This is a genomic window from Ligilactobacillus animalis (genome assembly GCF_009933595.1).
Lineage (GTDB): Bacteria > Bacillota > Bacilli > Lactobacillales > Lactobacillaceae > Ligilactobacillus > Ligilactobacillus animalis.
The window spans coordinates 852754-868289 of sequence record NZ_CP047141.1; the positions used below are offsets into that span (position 1 = coordinate 852754).

The 15536-nt window shown below is 39.7% G+C and carries 23 protein-coding genes and 1 pseudogene; 21 read left to right on the top strand and 3 right to left on the bottom strand.

Annotation, left to right across the window (positions count from 1 at the left end):
- The first annotated feature begins 7 nt into the window (after positions 1-7).
- The 8 genes from GSR62_RS04205 (at position 8) to rplS (ending at position 4811) form a co-directional block, all read left to right on the top strand.
- Entirely contained in the window at positions 8-349 is a 342-nt protein-coding gene (locus tag GSR62_RS04205; RefSeq protein WP_010688897.1) for a putative DNA-binding protein, read from the top strand.
- A 15-nt stretch (positions 350-364) separates the two neighbouring features.
- Positions 365-1792 (top strand): signal recognition particle protein, encoded by a 1428-nt coding sequence (gene ffh / locus GSR62_RS04210; RefSeq protein ID WP_035447884.1) that lies wholly within the window; start codon positions 365-367, stop codon positions 1790-1792.
- A gap of 126 nt (positions 1793-1918) precedes the next feature.
- On the top strand, positions 1919-2194 hold the full coding sequence (gene rpsP, locus GSR62_RS04215) for a 30S ribosomal protein S16 (RefSeq protein ID WP_004047418.1): 276 nt from the start codon (positions 1919-1921) through the stop codon (positions 2192-2194).
- A 10-nt stretch (positions 2195-2204) separates the two neighbouring features.
- On the top strand, positions 2205-2453 hold the full coding sequence (locus GSR62_RS04220) for a KH domain-containing protein (protein ID WP_004047420.1): 249 nt from the start codon (positions 2205-2207) through the stop codon (positions 2451-2453).
- Between the two features lie 68 nt (positions 2454-2521).
- Positions 2522-3037: a ribosome maturation factor RimM gene (rimM, locus tag GSR62_RS04225; protein WP_010688900.1), complete on the top strand. Its 516-nt coding sequence runs from the start codon at positions 2522-2524 to the stop codon at positions 3035-3037.
- Positions 3038-3784, top strand: a complete 747-nt coding sequence (gene trmD, locus GSR62_RS04230) for a tRNA (guanosine(37)-N1)-methyltransferase TrmD (protein WP_010688901.1) — start codon at positions 3038-3040, stop codon at positions 3782-3784.
- Positions 3777-4340, top strand: a complete 564-nt coding sequence (locus tag GSR62_RS04235) for a GNAT family N-acetyltransferase (protein WP_035447886.1) — start codon at positions 3777-3779, stop codon at positions 4338-4340. The genes trmD and GSR62_RS04235 overlap by 8 nt, the downstream gene beginning before the upstream one ends.
- Before the next feature lie 117 nt (positions 4341-4457).
- Positions 4458-4811, top strand: coding sequence for a 50S ribosomal protein L19 (rplS, locus tag GSR62_RS04240; RefSeq protein WP_004047428.1), 354 nt, complete (start codon positions 4458-4460; stop codon positions 4809-4811).
- A 114-nt stretch (positions 4812-4925) separates the two neighbouring features.
- On the opposite strand, the pseudogene GSR62_RS09505 reads toward rplS, so the two are convergent.
- Positions 4926-5198, bottom strand: a pseudogene (locus GSR62_RS09505) (tyrosine-type recombinase/integrase); the annotation flags it as partial.
- 294 nt (positions 5199-5492) lie between these two features.
- Here GSR62_RS09505 and GSR62_RS04245 point away from each other — a divergent pair.
- From GSR62_RS04245 to GSR62_RS04275, 7 genes are all read left to right on the top strand, one after another.
- Positions 5493-5636, top strand: a complete 144-nt coding sequence (locus tag GSR62_RS04245) for a hypothetical protein (RefSeq protein WP_225362226.1) — start codon at positions 5493-5495, stop codon at positions 5634-5636.
- A gap of 156 nt (positions 5637-5792) precedes the next feature.
- A complete protein-coding gene (locus tag GSR62_RS04250) occupies positions 5793-6077 on the top strand; it encodes a hypothetical protein (protein WP_225361389.1) in 285 nt (94 codons plus the stop codon).
- A 139-nt stretch (positions 6078-6216) separates the two neighbouring features.
- Positions 6217-6531 (top strand): hypothetical protein, encoded by a 315-nt coding sequence (locus GSR62_RS04255; protein ID WP_066023856.1) that lies wholly within the window; start codon positions 6217-6219, stop codon positions 6529-6531.
- Between the two features lie 103 nt (positions 6532-6634).
- Positions 6635-6841: a YjcQ family protein gene (locus tag GSR62_RS09510; protein WP_225362227.1), complete on the top strand. Its 207-nt coding sequence runs from the start codon at positions 6635-6637 to the stop codon at positions 6839-6841.
- A complete protein-coding gene (locus GSR62_RS04265) occupies positions 6744-7121 on the top strand; it encodes a polymorphic toxin type 50 domain-containing protein (RefSeq protein WP_066023857.1) in 378 nt (125 codons plus the stop codon). Before GSR62_RS09510 ends, GSR62_RS04265 begins: the two co-directional genes overlap by 98 nt.
- Positions 7122-7204: 83 nt before the next feature.
- Positions 7205-7417, top strand: coding sequence for a hypothetical protein (locus GSR62_RS04270; RefSeq protein ID WP_033193016.1), 213 nt, complete (start codon positions 7205-7207; stop codon positions 7415-7417).
- 105 nt (positions 7418-7522) lie between these two features.
- Complete coding sequence (locus tag GSR62_RS04275; RefSeq protein WP_010688915.1) at positions 7523-7825, top strand: hypothetical protein; 303 nt, start codon at positions 7523-7525, stop codon at positions 7823-7825.
- Between the two features lie 97 nt (positions 7826-7922).
- Here GSR62_RS04275 and GSR62_RS04280 read toward each other — a convergent pair whose 3' ends face one another.
- Complete coding sequence (locus tag GSR62_RS04280) at positions 7923-8096, bottom strand: hypothetical protein (protein ID WP_010688916.1); 174 nt, start codon at positions 8094-8096, stop codon at positions 7923-7925.
- Positions 8097-8160: 64 nt separating this feature from the next.
- A complete protein-coding gene (locus tag GSR62_RS04285) occupies positions 8161-8466 on the bottom strand; it encodes a hypothetical protein (protein ID WP_066023858.1) in 306 nt (101 codons plus the stop codon).
- 213 nt (positions 8467-8679) lie between these two features.
- On the opposite strand from GSR62_RS04285, the gene GSR62_RS04290 reads away from it, so the two are divergent.
- The 6 genes from GSR62_RS04290 to udk all read left to right on the top strand — a co-directional run bounded on the left by GSR62_RS04290 (position 8680) and on the right by udk (position 15506).
- Positions 8680-9189: an HD domain-containing protein gene (locus GSR62_RS04290; RefSeq protein WP_035447892.1), complete on the top strand. Its 510-nt coding sequence runs from the start codon at positions 8680-8682 to the stop codon at positions 9187-9189.
- 98 nt (positions 9190-9287) lie between these two features.
- A complete protein-coding gene (locus GSR62_RS04295) occupies positions 9288-9623 on the top strand; it encodes a winged helix-turn-helix transcriptional regulator (RefSeq protein ID WP_066023859.1) in 336 nt (111 codons plus the stop codon).
- 319 nt (positions 9624-9942) lie between these two features.
- Positions 9943-10989, top strand: coding sequence for a phenylalanine--tRNA ligase subunit alpha (pheS, locus tag GSR62_RS04300; protein WP_066023860.1), 1047 nt, complete (start codon positions 9943-9945; stop codon positions 10987-10989).
- 7 nt (positions 10990-10996) lie between these two features.
- Positions 10997-13408, top strand: a complete 2412-nt coding sequence (pheT, locus tag GSR62_RS04305) for a phenylalanine--tRNA ligase subunit beta (protein WP_066023861.1) — start codon at positions 10997-10999, stop codon at positions 13406-13408.
- A gap of 328 nt (positions 13409-13736) precedes the next feature.
- Complete coding sequence (mltG, locus tag GSR62_RS04310) at positions 13737-14834, top strand: endolytic transglycosylase MltG (RefSeq protein ID WP_035447899.1); 1098 nt, start codon at positions 13737-13739, stop codon at positions 14832-14834.
- 24 nt (positions 14835-14858) lie between these two features.
- Positions 14859-15506 (top strand): uridine kinase, encoded by a 648-nt coding sequence (udk, locus tag GSR62_RS04315; protein ID WP_035447901.1) that lies wholly within the window; start codon positions 14859-14861, stop codon positions 15504-15506.
- The last annotated feature ends 30 nt before the right edge of the window (positions 15507-15536 follow it).

Below are 15536 nucleotides of genomic sequence, written 5' to 3' on the forward strand. Positions count from 1 at the left end.
TAAGAAAATGGCAATTGAAAAAACCAATCGGATAAATGCTTTGTTTGAATTCTATGAGCCTTTGCTGACTAAAAAGCAGATGAATTACATTGCTTTATATTACCGGGACGATTTTTCGTTAGGTGAGATCGCCGAAAACTATGAAGTTTCACGGCAAGCAGTCTATGATAACATCAAGCGGACCGAAAAAATTTTAGAAGAATATGAGCAGAAACTGCATCTGTATCGTGATTTTTTACAACAAAGCGAAAAAACGGATGAACTTTTAGCTTATGTGACTGAAAAATATCCGACCGATGAGAAATTATTAGCATTGGTCGAAAAATTAGAAATTTTAGAAGAAAAATGAAAGTTGGTGCACTAAATGGCATTTGAAGGATTAACAGAACGTCTCCAAAATGCGATCGGAAAATTACGGCGTAAGGGTAAGGTCAGCGAATCCGACGTCAAAGAGGTAATGCGCGAGATCCGTTTAGCCTTGTTGGAATCTGACGTTAACTTTAAAGTAGTCAAAGACTTTGTGAAGACCGTGCGTACTCGAGCTGTAGGTGCTGAGGTGCTAGAAAGCTTGACGCCAGCACAACAGATCGTCAAGATCGTTAATGAAGAATTAGTCAAGGTGATGGGGGAAGAAGCCACACCATTGAATAAGTCACCTAAGATCCCGACAGTCATTATGATGGTCGGGCTACAAGGTGCCGGTAAAACAACAACAGCAGGGAAATTGGCTAAGCGCCTAAAAGACGAACAAAATGCACGTCCATTGATGATCGCGGCTGACGTTTATCGCCCAGCTGCGGTCGACCAATTGAAGACGATTGGGCGTGAATTAGATGTCCCAGTCTTTGAAATGGGAACCGATGTCGATCCCGTTCAGATCGTTAAGCAAGGGATGGAACTAGCCAAGGAAAAGAAAAATGACTATGTGATCATCGATACGGCTGGTCGTTTACAGATCGATGAACGATTGATGGATGAGTTAGTCAATATCAAAGAATTGGCCCAACCAAATGAGATCTTGCTGACAGTTGATGCGATGACCGGGCAAAATGCCGTGGAAGTCGCCCAAGGTTTTAACGATCAATTGGATGTAACGGGGGTCGTCTTAACGAAATTAGATGGCGATACTCGTGGTGGGGCTGCGCTTTCGATCCGTGCGGTGACAGGTAAACCGATCAAATTTATCGGGCAAGGTGAAAAAATGACGGCCTTAGACGTCTTTTACCCTGATCGAATGGCATCACGTATCTTAGGGATGGGTGATATGCTCACATTGATCGAAAAAGCTCAAAAGGACTTTGATGAGAAAAAAGCCGAAGAACTCGCCGATAAAATGCGGGAAAACAGCTTTGATTTCAATGACTTTTTAGATCAATTAGAACAAGTTCAAAATATGGGACCGATCGAAGATATCATGAAGATGATCCCAGGGATGGCCAATAATCCAGCCCTAAAAAATATTAAGGTCGATCCTAAAGATATGGAGCATACCAAGGCGGTCGTTTACTCAATGACACCACAAGAACGGGAAGATCCAGATCTTTTGAATCCAAGTCGCAGACGCCGGATCGCAGCTGGTTCAGGACGTCCGATCCAAGAAGTGAACCGAATGATCAAGCAATTTAAACAAATGCGTGATATGATGCAAAAGATGTCTAAGGGGAATTTCAGTGGGATGGAAGGTCTCTTAGGTGATGGTATCAGTGGTAAATTAGCTAAGATGTCCATGAATCGCATGGTACGTAAAAATAAAAAACGTAAATTACAACGTTTGCGTAAGCGGCGCAAATAGGCGGTAAATCAAGGTTTTTCATTAAATTAGAAAAATTTTTTATAACTGTCAAGAATTTTCCCTTTACAGCAGACCAAATTACTGGTATATTATTTATCGTTGATAAGATATTAGGAGGTGTAATGCATGTCAGTAAAAATTCGTTTAAAGCGTATGGGTTCTAAGAAGCGCCCATTCTATCGTATCGTTGTAGCAGATTCACGTTCTCCACGTGATGGCCGTTTCATCGAAACAGTGGGTACATACAACCCATTGACACAACCAGAACAAGTTACACTTAAAGAAGAAGCTATCATGGGCTGGTTGAATAACGGTGCTCAACCATCAGATACAGTTCGTAACATCCTTTCAAAAGAAGGCGTTATGAAGAAATTCCACGAAGCTAAGTACTCCAAGAAATAAGGTTAGGTAAATGACAGAAGCAGATGTGAAACAATTGATCTTATCGATTGTCAAACCATTGGTGTCTGAACCTGAGGCGATTGCGATTACAACTGCCCAGGATGCACATTTTCTGAATTTTAACTTATCTGTAGCGCCTGAAGATGTCGGGCGTGTGATTGGAAAACATGGTCGGGTAGCTCAAGCGATCCGGACTATCGTTTATAGCATTCGTATTGACGGACCTTTGCGTGTTCGTTTAAATATTGTAGATGATTAATCAAACCTCTGTCTGAAACCTAGTTTCTTCAGAGGTTTTTTTAATAGCAAATACGAGGAGGGTTTTAAATGGAATTTTATCAAGTTGGAAAAATCGTTAATACTCACGGGATCTGTGGGGAAGTCAAGGTGATCGCAACGACTGATTTTCCAGAAGAGCGTTTTAAGCCAGGTAATAAATTATATGCTTTTAAGCAAAATGCAAGCACGGGAACGGAATTGACGATCCAAAAGAGTCGCCGCCATAAGCAATTTATCATGTTAGCGTTTGAAGGCTACGATAACATCAATTTAGTTGAAAAATTCAAGGGTGATGATCTAAAGGTTTCGGCTGATCAACAAGAAGAACTTGAAGATGGTTCATATTACTATCATCAGATCATCGGTTTAGATGTTGTAGATGAAAATGGCAACTCACTTGGGGAGATCAAGGAGATCTTATCGCCTGGTGCTAATGATGTCTGGGTCGTCAAACGTAAACAAAAAAATGATCTCTTACTGCCAGTGATCGATGAGGTGATCAAAGATGTCGATCTAGCTGCTGGTAAAGTACATGTTGAACTCTTAGAGGGATTGGATGACTAGATGAAGATAGATATTTTAAGTTTATTTCCCGAAATGTTCAAGGGACCATTGACGCAATCGATCGTGGGCAAAGCGATCGAAAAGCAACTCCTTGATGTCGAAGTGACCGATTTTCGTGACTATACGACTAATAAGCAACGTCATGTTGATGATACACCTTATGGAGGTGGCGCTGGCATGTTGTTACAAGCTCAACCAATCTATGATGCTTTAGATGCGATCGCTGCTAAAAATGATGGCTTAGGCAAAGTCATCTTATTAGATCCAGCTGGACGTAAATTTGATCAAAAAGTTGCCGAAGAATTATCGCAAGAAAAACATTTGACCTTTATTTGTGGCCATTATGAAGGCTATGATGAACGGATCAGAGAACGCGTGACAGATGAGATCTCATTAGGGGATTTTGTCTTGACTGGTGGTGAATTAGGTGCGATGGTCGTGATCGATGCGACGGTACGTTTATTGCCTGATGTTTTGGGTAACCGTGAGTCGGCTTTAGGTGATTCATTTTCGATGGGCTTACTTGAATATCCACAATACACCCGTCCAGCCGATTTTAGAGGAATGAAAGTGCCTGAAGTACTAACAAGTGGTAACCACCAAAAGATCGCTGAATGGCGCAATAAGGAAGCTTTACGCCGGACTTATGAGCGCCGGCCTGACCTTCTAGAAAATTACGAGCTTTCTGCTCAAGAGGAAAAATGGCTACGGGAGTTTAAAACACTTGAGGTAAATGACGATGAGTGAAGTCGTGATCAGACCGGTCCAAAAAGCTGATGCTGAGGCTTTGCGCCAGATCTATGCTTATTATGTTGAAAAGACAGCAATCACGTTTGAATATAAAGTTCCAACTTTAACCGAATTTACTGAACGGATCGAAAAGACTACGGCGATGTATCCTTATTTAGTAGCGGTAAAAGATGATATCGTAGTTGGATTTGCTTATGCAGCTTCTTTCAATCACCGAGAAGCGTACAAATGGGCCGTTGAAGTCACAGTCTACTTGGACCATGCTAGTCGAGGTGGTGGCATTGGCAAAAAGCTCTATCAGGCGTTAGAAAAAGCTCTTAAACGACAAGGGATCCAAAATATCAACGCATGTATCAGTGTTCCTGCGACTGAGGAGCAAGAGCATGTTGATTATGCCAGCATGCATTTTCATGAGCATTTAGGGTATCGGCTGGTCGGCCGTTTCCATAGCTGTGGCTACAAATTTGATACTTGGTATGATATGGTTTGGATGGAAAAGTTTATCGGGACTCATCCAGTGCCAGCACCACCATTAGCTAAACCAAATTTTTAAAATTGATGTTTACATTCAATTTTGAGTATGTTAAGATATTTATTGGCTATTTGCCGACGATTAACGATATTCCGCTGTATCTGGACATGAATGTCGAGGAAAAGGAGAACATATATAATGTCAGTAAACCCATTGATCCAAAAGATTACGGAATCTCAATTACGTAATGATATTCCAGAATTCCGCGCTGGTGATACAGTGCGTGTTCACGCTCGTATCGTTGAAGGTAAGCGTGAACGTATCCAAATCTTCGAAGGCGTTGTTATCAAACGTCGTGGCGAAGGTATCTCAGAAACTTACACAGTTCGTAAAATCAGTAATGGTGTAGGTGTTGAACGTACATTCCCATTGCACACACCACGTGTTGACAAGATCGAAGTTGTACGTTACGGTCGTGTACGCCGTGCTAAGTTGTACTACTTACGTGCATTACAAGGTAAGGCTGCTCGTATCCCAGAACGCCGCCGTTAATAAAAACGTCGAAACCCTTGAGTTTTCAAGGGTTTTTTTATTTGCAAAAAATTAGATGAGGCTAATTTGATCTAAAAAAATACCCTTTGGGGGGACAAATGGGAGAAAACTTTTTTAAAGCTCGTCCAATTTTGAATTCAATTGTTTCTTAGCCTGTTCTGTGACATGAAGATAAATCGTCTGTGTTATTTTGCTTGATTCATGACCAACACGATTCTAGATCACATATAGTGGCACACCTAGCTCTGCGAGTTTGGAAATATGCGTATGCCTAAAAATATGCGATGATACTAGGTTGCGCATTCCGGCAGCGGTTTTAGTTTGATCCGATTTGTATTGATTTGAAATGGCTATATTTTTATATTCTAGCGTTTCTGTGACACTGACGATAATTTTTCTCCCTTTTCTTGAATGTACGTTCTTTTATAGTTTTTTTAAAACTCATTGTAGTAACGGGTTAGGGGATTTTTCAGAAAGGGGCGCTGTGCCACGTAGGTCTCTTCTTGGGGTGAAGATTCTTTTATTGTAGTTACAAGAAATGGTAATATAGTTACAGCATACGAACCAGATCCAAGATACTTAAATAAACAAAAAGAAGGGAAGCGTCTATATTGATGAATTTTGAAAATATTAGTTTTAAATTAACTTCATACTTTATGGATGAAACAATACCGGCAATCGGTGAAAATTAGTTATATCGAGATTGTAGACCCAGCTGATTTTTTAAATGATCCATTTTTAGATAATATTGAAGTCAATAACTACAACGTCAAGAATTTGATCATGGTGGCGTATCGTCGATTAAACATTGAACAATTGACTTAATTTTTAAGTACTCATGGTTAAGTGCTTTTTTAATATACTGGAGTGATAAATGTGAAATCAAATTCCTACGAAGGAAAATTTGAATAAAATACAATTCTTGAACACGGACTTCGCAAGAGGATATTATGTAGGTAGAGTTGTTACTATAGATAACGAGTGACAACAGCTAAAATATACTATAGCAGTATAGGTGTTCATTTAGTTCCATGGAAAGGTGATTCGATTCAAATGATTTTAAGTAATTTTGAAAGGACTGCTAGGGGAAAAGTCGTTTTAAAAAATGGTAAAGTATTTATCGGAAAAATTGTAGATTATACTACTAGTTATGATAACAATGATGATGGTGCATACTTGACAATTGTCCCCGAAGCTGGTCCGTTAAAAGGTGGCTATATTTGTTGCTATGAAGATGAAGTGTCACATGCAGAATATCTAGAGTAGTCTAAATTTATTCGAGGGTGACTGTTCCATCGGGAATGTTTACGTTAGATTGGAATAGAGGAAACTGTATAACCAATAACTACTCTTGCAAGCGAGTTTAAAGTATAGAAAATTATAAAAATGGAGGAAAGTTGTATTAATGGACTTTGAGAACTTTAAGTTCAGTTTGACTGAATACGAATTAGATGAAACTATTCCTGAAATTGACATTGACTTCCCTAACAGGATTGGCCCCACATACCGCGGGGGAATAGAACTGCCTAAGGGGATTCAGTCTGTTCTTTTTGCAGAGTGGACAGAATTTTCTGGTGGTGAAATTTGTTCTGTTCAAGTTGCTGATCCTGAAGCGTTTTTAAAAGCGCCAGAACTGGATGACTTTGAAGTTGACGGCTATAATGTTAAAGAATTGATTATGGTAGCGTATCGCCGCTTGAATATTGTACAATTATCTTAAATCTTATGCACTCGTGATTGAGTGCTTTTTTAATATGTTGGAGTGATAGACGTGAAATCAAATTCCTATGCTCGAGTAACGTGTAAAATCTTGAAATACCTAAATGAATTGTTATAAGAACGATTTAGATATTAACATCGACAGTCTGAACGCTAGCATGTTAGATGTTTCGAATCGCCAATTATACGAAACGATGAAAATGCTGTCCGAGTATGGTTACGTCAAAGGAATGGAGTTCATGGACGTTATTTCACCAGAAAATAGTGTACTTAACCATCCGAGAAATTGGCATATTACTAGTCAGGGATAAACAAGCAGGCTACAAACCGCAGCTTGAGCCACCTAATATTCAAGAAAATTTTGCAAAAGGCATTTGGAAAGATGAAATCAATAAGCATGCTCAAAAAAGACATCAAAACAAGGATATACCACATACGCCACAAGACGGAAAAAGTAGAACGCTTTTTAACAGCAACATTGATATCGAATTATTGTATAATGAGTTTAAAGGAAAAGGAGAGTTTGAAAAAAATGAAAACTCCGAGTATGACCCTCGTGAAAGGGTATATGTAGGTGAGTTGTTGCTATAGATAACAAAGGACGAAGGCTTACTGGTGTAAAAATACACTAAGCAGTACAGGTGTTCATTTAGTTCCATGGAAGGGTGATTCGGATGATTTTGAGTAATTTTGAAAGAGTTGCTAGGGGCAAAGTTATTTTAAAAAATGGTAGAGTTATTATTGGGAAAATTGTAGATTATACTACTAGTTATGATAATGATGACAATGGTGCGTATTTAACGATTGTCCCCGAAAAGGGACGTGATAAGGGAGATTATATTTGTTGCTACGAAGATAACGTAGCGCATGCAGAGTATCTGGAGTAGTTTAAAATTATTCAAGGTTATAGTTGCTGTTCTATCAGGATATGATATAGTGAAAGAAAATAAATATGCTGTAGAATTGAATGTAATGAACAGGGGCAAGATAGGATGGGAAGGCATAATTACTTAGAGTATCAATATAAGATAGATTATTACGTGTTGAAAGAAATATGGGGTGCTACTGGTCCACTTTTATATGGAGCAGGTGAACAACTTGCTGAATTTAGGCATAAAGTCGGAATGGAACATTATATAATGCTTGATGAACAGGAGAGAATGAATAATCCTGATGGGTGCTATTATTTCAATGATGTCGATGAATTAGTATTTCAAGGGTGTAGAGAAGAAGATAAGATTATGATGCGTACTAAGATCAAAGAGAACATGGTATCAAGAAATACGGTGCTTTAGAGGAAAGACTATAGTAAGTGTTAGTTCAATGGAAAAAATTTCAATTGACTTTAAGTAACTATTGATGTGCATTCACAACAATAGTTAGATATAGTGATTATTTCCTAAAACAAAGTGTAGAAAACCTCCAACCGATAGCTTTAAATGGGTCGTCGCTGAAAATAGGTTCGAAGAAATATTCACGTCCACAAAATTCTATGCCAGTCTCCCTTTGAAGCTGCATCAGTTCTGTAAATTGCTCGATTTTTGCTTGGCTTTCTGGTGTGGTCATGGAACGATCTCCTCAGTACTTTTGAGTAAAAAGATAGCAGATGTTTGAGGCATCTGCTATCTTTTTACTCAAATTCGATCTCAAGGACACTTTCTTCCAACTGTTCTAAGAGTCCGTATTTTTCGATATAATCGAGCCAAGCTTGGCAATCATATTTGTCTTCAATCGCACTGCGTAATTTGGTGTAGATCCCAGTAAGAAAAGTATCGTACATTGCATCGGCGGCTCGTTGGACTTTGGCATCATTCCAGCGAGCCGATCTAGCGCGATTTTGATTTTTATTGGCTTGGTAGTCTAAAGCTCGTTCTTGAAATTTAGTTAAAGCCGAGCAGTGCTCATTTAAATAAGTCTCGAATTCTTGTTTATCCATAGCTAATACCTCTTTTGCGAATGCATGTTCTTTTTATGTATTGTAGCACATATGTTCGTTTACTGGACAAATAGATCCTGAATTTTTAAATTTATCTTTAAATTACTTAAAACGACAGCTTAAGGATTGCTTTTACAAAATAAAATAGTAAGATAAAGGGTGAGAAGTAGGGTTGGTTAGTAAAATATTGGTTAAAGGAGTTAGGCAGCATCTATGAAAAAAGACGTATGGCGTAATGATGAAGAATATATGAGCTATGTAGGTGAATTGCTAGAAAAGCCAGAAGTCCAACGGTTGGCTAATTATACGCAACACCATTTTTCAACGCGCTTAGAACATTGTATTGCTGTTTCCTATGAAAGCTATTTACTTGCTAAAAAATTCCACTTGGATGCAAAAGCTACAGCTCGTGCTGGCTTGTTGCATGATTTATTTTACTATGATTGGCGTGTGACTAAATTCGACCGTGGCACGCATGCGTGGATCCATCCGCGGATCGCTGTACGTAATGCTGAAAAGTTGACCGTACTAACTCCACGCGAAAAAGATATCATCATCAAACACATGTGGGGTGCAACGACTTGCCCTCCAAAGTATCCAGAAGGCTACATTGTGTCATTAGTTGATAAATATTCGGCGACTGAAGAATACAGTAAACATCTTTCTTTGAAAATAATTGGTTCATTAAAACAAGCTCTAGGCTTTGCGAAAGTAAGTGAATAGTGTAAAATAGTGTTAAGCACTATTGAAAGCACAGATAATAGGCCCGTATCACTCGATAGTGCGGGTCTATTTGTGTAATTTAGAAAGGGGTATGTGCCTTGAGTACACAATCAGTATTCAAAGTCTGTCCGAAGTTCCAAAAGACTTTTGGGATTTTAGGGAAAAAATGGAATGGTTTGATCATCGAAGTTTTATTGAACGAAGGGCCACAGCGTTTTAAAGAAATAGCACAAAAAGTTGAGAAATGCAGTGATCGCGTTTTAGTGGAACGTCTAAAAGAGTTGGAGAAGGAAGGGTTGGTAGAACGTGTGATGACTAGCAATAGTTCACGTGCGGTCTATCAATTGACCAACCGGGGCGCCGCTTTAAAAACGATCATGCAAGAGATACATATTTGGTCAGAAAAGTGGTATTCTGAAGAAGATTGCAAATAACTACTTGACTATTTATGCATGCGAGCTTAAACTGAATTGTAGAATATTTAAAGACGTAGACGGAAATTAGTAAGCTGATCGATCAAGACAGAAAAGAGCCGGGAGCTGAGAAGGCTTGCTTGATCTAAGGCCGAATTTCACTTCCTGAGTTGCTGTTGGGATTCCTTAGGATGAATAACAGATCGGTTCATGACCGTTTTATCATGAAAGAGTGCTGTTATTTGCTTAACAGAACAAGGGTGGTACCGCGAAGCCTCGTCCCTTTTTTAGGGATGGGGCTTTTTTACGTTGGAACAGCCGGATGAAAGGAAAGATTAGTGTGAATCTAAGAGAAAAACTTGAAGAGATCAAACAAAATGGCTTAGAAGAAATTAGGCGTGCTGAAGATACTAAACATATCAATGACGTTCGAGTAGAATTATTGGGTAAAAAGGGCTTAATTACTGAAGTTTTGCGGGGAATGCGTGATCTAAGCGCTGAAGAACGTCCTAAGGTCGGAAGCTTCGCTAACACGATCAGAGATGAATTGACCCAAGCAATCGCTGAAAAGCACGCTGAATTAGAGGAATTAAAGTTGGCTAAACGCTTAGAAAGTGAAACGATCGATGTTACTTTACCAGCGACTCCAGTTAAGACGGGGACACCCCATGTTTTAGTCCAAGTTATCGATGAGATCGAAAAACTCTTCTTAGGGATGGGCTTTCAAGTTGTCGATGGACCTGAGATCGAAGAAGATCATTACAACTTTGAAATGTTGAACTTGCCACAAGATCACCCTGCCCGTGATATGCAAGATACATTTTACATTACTAAACAATTATTGATGCGGACGCAAACATCACCTGTGCAAGCTCGGACGATGGAAGTTCATGACTTTAGCAAGGGACCATTGAAGATGATCTCGCCAGGTAAAGTTTACCGCCGTGATACAGACGATGCGACACACTCGCATCAGTTCCACCAAGTTGAAGGTCTAGTCATCGATAAAAATATTACGATGGGTGATCTAAAGGGTACGTTAGAGTTGATCGCTAAGACGGTCTTTGGCCAACAACGCGAGATCCGTTTGCGTCCAAGTTACTTCCCATTTACGGAACCCTCTGTTGAAGTTGATGTTTCCTGTTTCAAATGTGGTGGTAAGGGCTGTTCAGTTTGCAAGCAAACAGGTTGGATCGAAGTTTTAGGTGCTGGTATGGTCCATCCTAACGTTTTGAAGATGGCTGGTGTCGATCCAGAAGTTTATGGCGGTTTTGCCTTTGGTCTTGGACCTGATCGCTTTGCTATGCTCAAATACGGTGTCGATGATATTCGCGAATTTTATCTAAATGATGTTCGATTCTTACAACAATTCGCACAGAAAGGATAACTGATTCATGAAAGTTTCAACAAAATGGTTAAATGAATATGTGCCTGTCGCTGACCTTGAACCGTTAGCATTGGCTGAAAAAATCGAAAGAACGGCGGTCGAAGTTGCTAGCACAGGTAAACTTGAAGATGGACTAAAGAAGATCGTTGTAGGTTATACTTTGGATGTTAAAGATCACCCAAATTCTGACCACTTACACATTTGCCAAGTAGATATTGGTGAAGAAGAACCATCACAGATCGTGTGTGGTGCACCTAATATCAAGGCTGGTCAAAAAGTCATCGTTGCTTTACCAAATTCACGGATTGCTGGTAATGTGAAGATCAAACGCGGTAAGATGCGGGGCGAAGTTTCTGAAGGGATGATCTGTGCTTTACAAGAATTAGGTTTTTCTGAAAGTGTAGTTCCTAAAGAATTTGCTGACGGGATCTATGTTTTACCCGAAGATGCTAAACCAGGTGAACCTGTTTTTGGTTACTTAGGGATGGACGAAACGGTGATCGATCTTGATATCACACCAAACCGTGGTGATCTTTTAAGTATGCGCGGTGCTGCCCATGAGATCGCAGCTATCTATGATCGTGAAGTGACCTTGCCTGTGCCAAATGTGATCGAATCCGCTACAGATGAGATCGCTGATCACGTTACTGTCAGCGCACCTGAAGAATTAGCTAAACCATATATGATGCGGGTCATAAAAGATGTCAAAGTCAAAGAAAGTCCAATGTGGTTGCAAACACGTCTTTGGAATGCAGGCATTCGCCCGTTGAACAATATCGTTGACGTGACAAACTATATCTTGCTTGATTACGGTCAACCATTGCATGCTTTTGACTTGGATAAGTTAGGATCTAAGCAAGTCGTTGTGCGTTTAGCTAAAGAAGGCGAAATGCTAGTTACCCTTGATGGTGAAGAACGTAAATTACAACCAAATGACATTGTGATCACAGCTAATGATGTACCAGTTGCTTTAGCGGGTACGATGGGTGGCTTAGAGACTGAGATCAGCGACGAAACGACCACAGTTGCTTTGGAAGCAGCTGTCTTTGACGGTCATCGGATCAGAAAGACTTCACGGCGGGAAAACTTGCACTCAGAAGCTTCAATGCGCTTTGAACGTGGTGTTGACGTAGCAGCTGTGCGTGAAGCGTTAGATGCTGCTGCGGCAATGATCGCTGAATTAGGTGAAGGTCAAGTGGTCAAAGGGGTAGCTAGTGTCAACGAACTAGAAACTACTCCAGCTAAGATCAAGACCTCAGCTTCACATATCAATAAAGTTTTAGGTACAGAATTGACGGTGGAACAGATCCAAGCTATTTTTGATCGTTTAGGCTTTGAAACGATAGTCGCAGCTGATGAGCTGACAGTCTATGTACCAACAAGACGTTGGGATATTGCGATCGAAGCTGACCTAGTTGAAGAAGTAGCACGGATCTATGGCTATGATAATTTGCCAACAACACTGCCAGCAGGGCAAACAACACCAGGTAGCTACACTCCAGCTCAAAAATTGATCCGCCAAGCACGCCAAACTTTAGAAGCAACTGGCTTAGATCAAGCTATTTCATACGGGTTGACGACTGAAGAAAAAGCCAAACGTTTTGCTTTAGAAGAAGCTTTGCCGACTAATTTAGATTTTCCAATGAGCAGTGAACACACGACGGTTCGCATGAACTTGATCTCAGGGCTTTTAGATGATCTAGCCTATAATGCAGCACGTAAAGTTAACGATGTTGCGTTATATGAACAAGGACGGGTCTTCTTTAGAGATGAAGATCAAACACGCCCACGTGAAGTTGAACATATCGCTGGGGCAGTAACGGGCTTAGTCAGTGATGCTAACTGGAATACTACAAAACAAGAAGTTGATTTCTTCTATCTCAAAGGGATCGTAGCTAACTTGTTACATGAATTAGGTGTAACTAACGAATCTTATCAAGCAGTTGCCATGCCAGATATGCATCCTGGTCGGACGGCTGCGATCTATGCAGGAGAAACTTACTTAGGCTTTATCGGTGAAGTTCATCCTAACACAGCTAAGGAATATAAATTAAAACAACGGGTTTATGTTTTTGAACTTGATCTACAAAAAGTTATCGAGTTGCCAAAAGCAGCTAAACTTTATACACCTGTTTCAAAATATCCATCGATCACACGTGATATCGCTTTGGCAGTTTCGGCCGATGTGACAAATCAACAGATCGAAGATTGCATCCGCAAAAATGGTGGTGCTTTCTTGAAAGATATCAAGCTGTTTGATGTATATCAAGGTGAACATATTATGGATGGCTTTAAATCATTGGCTTATACTTTGGTCTACTCTGATCCAAATACAACTTTACAAGATGAAGCAGTTACCAAAGCTTTTGAAAAAGTGCAAGCTAAGTTAGTCGAAGAATTCGAAGCAGACATTCGTTAGAAATAAAATTAAAGGAGCTCATATGGGCTTCTTTTTTTAGAAATTAACCATGATACAATATTGCAATTAGGCAACCACGCTTATATAATGGTAGAGATAGAGTTTACACGGGAGTGGCTTAGATGAAATAATGCCATGGGTCAAAGAGATCATAGTCAGAAAGATCACAATGTGGGGCTAAAGATCTCATAAAATCGATAGATCCAGTGTATGATCTTTATACATAGCAAGTTAGCTAGGGGCTTAAAACGCAGGAAAGGAAAAACTATAATTCTTTCACAAATATATATTTATATTTGTTCACATTAGTGTAGTAAGGGTGATTACTTTGGGTAAAGAAAAAGCAAAGAAATCGGTTGCTAAAAAAATCATCACTGGGGTTATCTTGGTGATCGTAGTTTTGATCGTATTAGTCGGAGCATTTGGCTACCACTACGTTAAGACGGCTTTGCAACCACTTGACAAAAACTCGAATCAACGTATCGAGGTCAAGATCCCTGTTGGAAGTAACAACAAACAGATCGGCGCTATTTTGGAGGAAAAAAAGGTCATCAAGAGCGGCTTTGTCTTTGATTACTATGTTAAGACCAATAAACTAGGGAATTTTAAGGCAGGGTACTATGAACTAAAACCCTCGATGACACTTGAACAGATCTCAAAAGCTTTACAAAAAGGTGGCGCTAGTGAACCACTTGACTCAGGAAAAGTTCTTGTTAAAGAAGGGGTAACGATCGATGAGGTCGGAACTGAGATCCAAAATGCGACTAAGTTCAGTAAGAAGGACTTTTTGGCATTAGTCAACGACGAAACTTTCTTAAACGAGTTAAAAAACAAGTATCCAGAGTTATTAACATCAGCGCTTGAAGCCAAAGATGTTCGTTATCGTTTAGAAGGCTACTTATATCCAGCTACTTATTCAGTTCAAGATGATACGACATTAAAACAATTGGTCGAACAAATGGTAGCTAAGACTAATGAAATGTTGTCACCATACTACAGTAAGATCTCCGAACGTCACTACACAGTTCAACAAGTCTTGACCTTAGCTTCTCTAGTTGAGCGCGAAGGTGTGACTGCAGATGATCGTTATAAGATCGCAGGTGTGTTTGAAAATCGCTTAGAAAAGAATATGAAGATCCAATCAGATATCTCAGTTCTTTATGCTTTGGGTAAACACAAGCAAAATGTGACATATAAAGATCTTGAAGTTGATTCTCCATACAATCTATATCAAAATGAAGGTATGGGACCTGGGCCGTTCAATAACCCAAGTATTGCATCGGTAAAAGCTGTCTTAGACCCAGTCGATAAGGATAAAGGTTATCTTTATTTCATCGCAAATATGAAGACAGGTAAGGTCTACTTCTCCAAGACTTATGAAGAACATCAAGCATTGACCAAGAAACTCGAAAAAGATAATCAATAATTAATTTAAGGTAGGTATTTATTAATGTCAGAAGCAAAGAAGCGTCCACGTCCAATTATTATCGGTGTAACTGGGGGATCAGGTAGTGGGAAGACCTCTGTTTCCCGTGCGATCTTTGATCAACTTCATGGTCATTCCTTGATGATGCTCCAAGAAGATTCATATTACAAGAGTCAAGATGATGTTCCATTTGAAGAACGTACTAAAGTCAACTATGACCATCCAAATGCCTTTGATACAGATCTCTTGATCGAACAACTTGAAGATCTGCTCAACTGGAAGACGATCGAGATCCCGGTTTACGATTATGCTGCTCATACACGGAGCAAGGAAGTCGTAGTTCAAGAACCGCGAGAAGTTATCATTGTGGAAGGTATTTTAACGCTAAACGACGCACGTTTACGTGATTTGATGGATATTAAGATCTTCGTGGATACTGATGACGATATTCGGATCATTCGTCGTATCCAACGTGATATCGAAGAACGCGGTCGGACCTTGCAATCAGTGATCGATCAATATCTTGAAACGGTCAAGCCAATGTATCATCAATTTATTGAACCTTCAAAGCGTTATGCTGACATTATTGTGCCTGAAGGTGGCGAAAATCAGGTTGCGATCGATCTTTTGGTCACAAAAGTTCGTGACATCATTCGTAAAAACGAAGACTAGTTGTGGTATAATGAACCACGCAGTTAATGA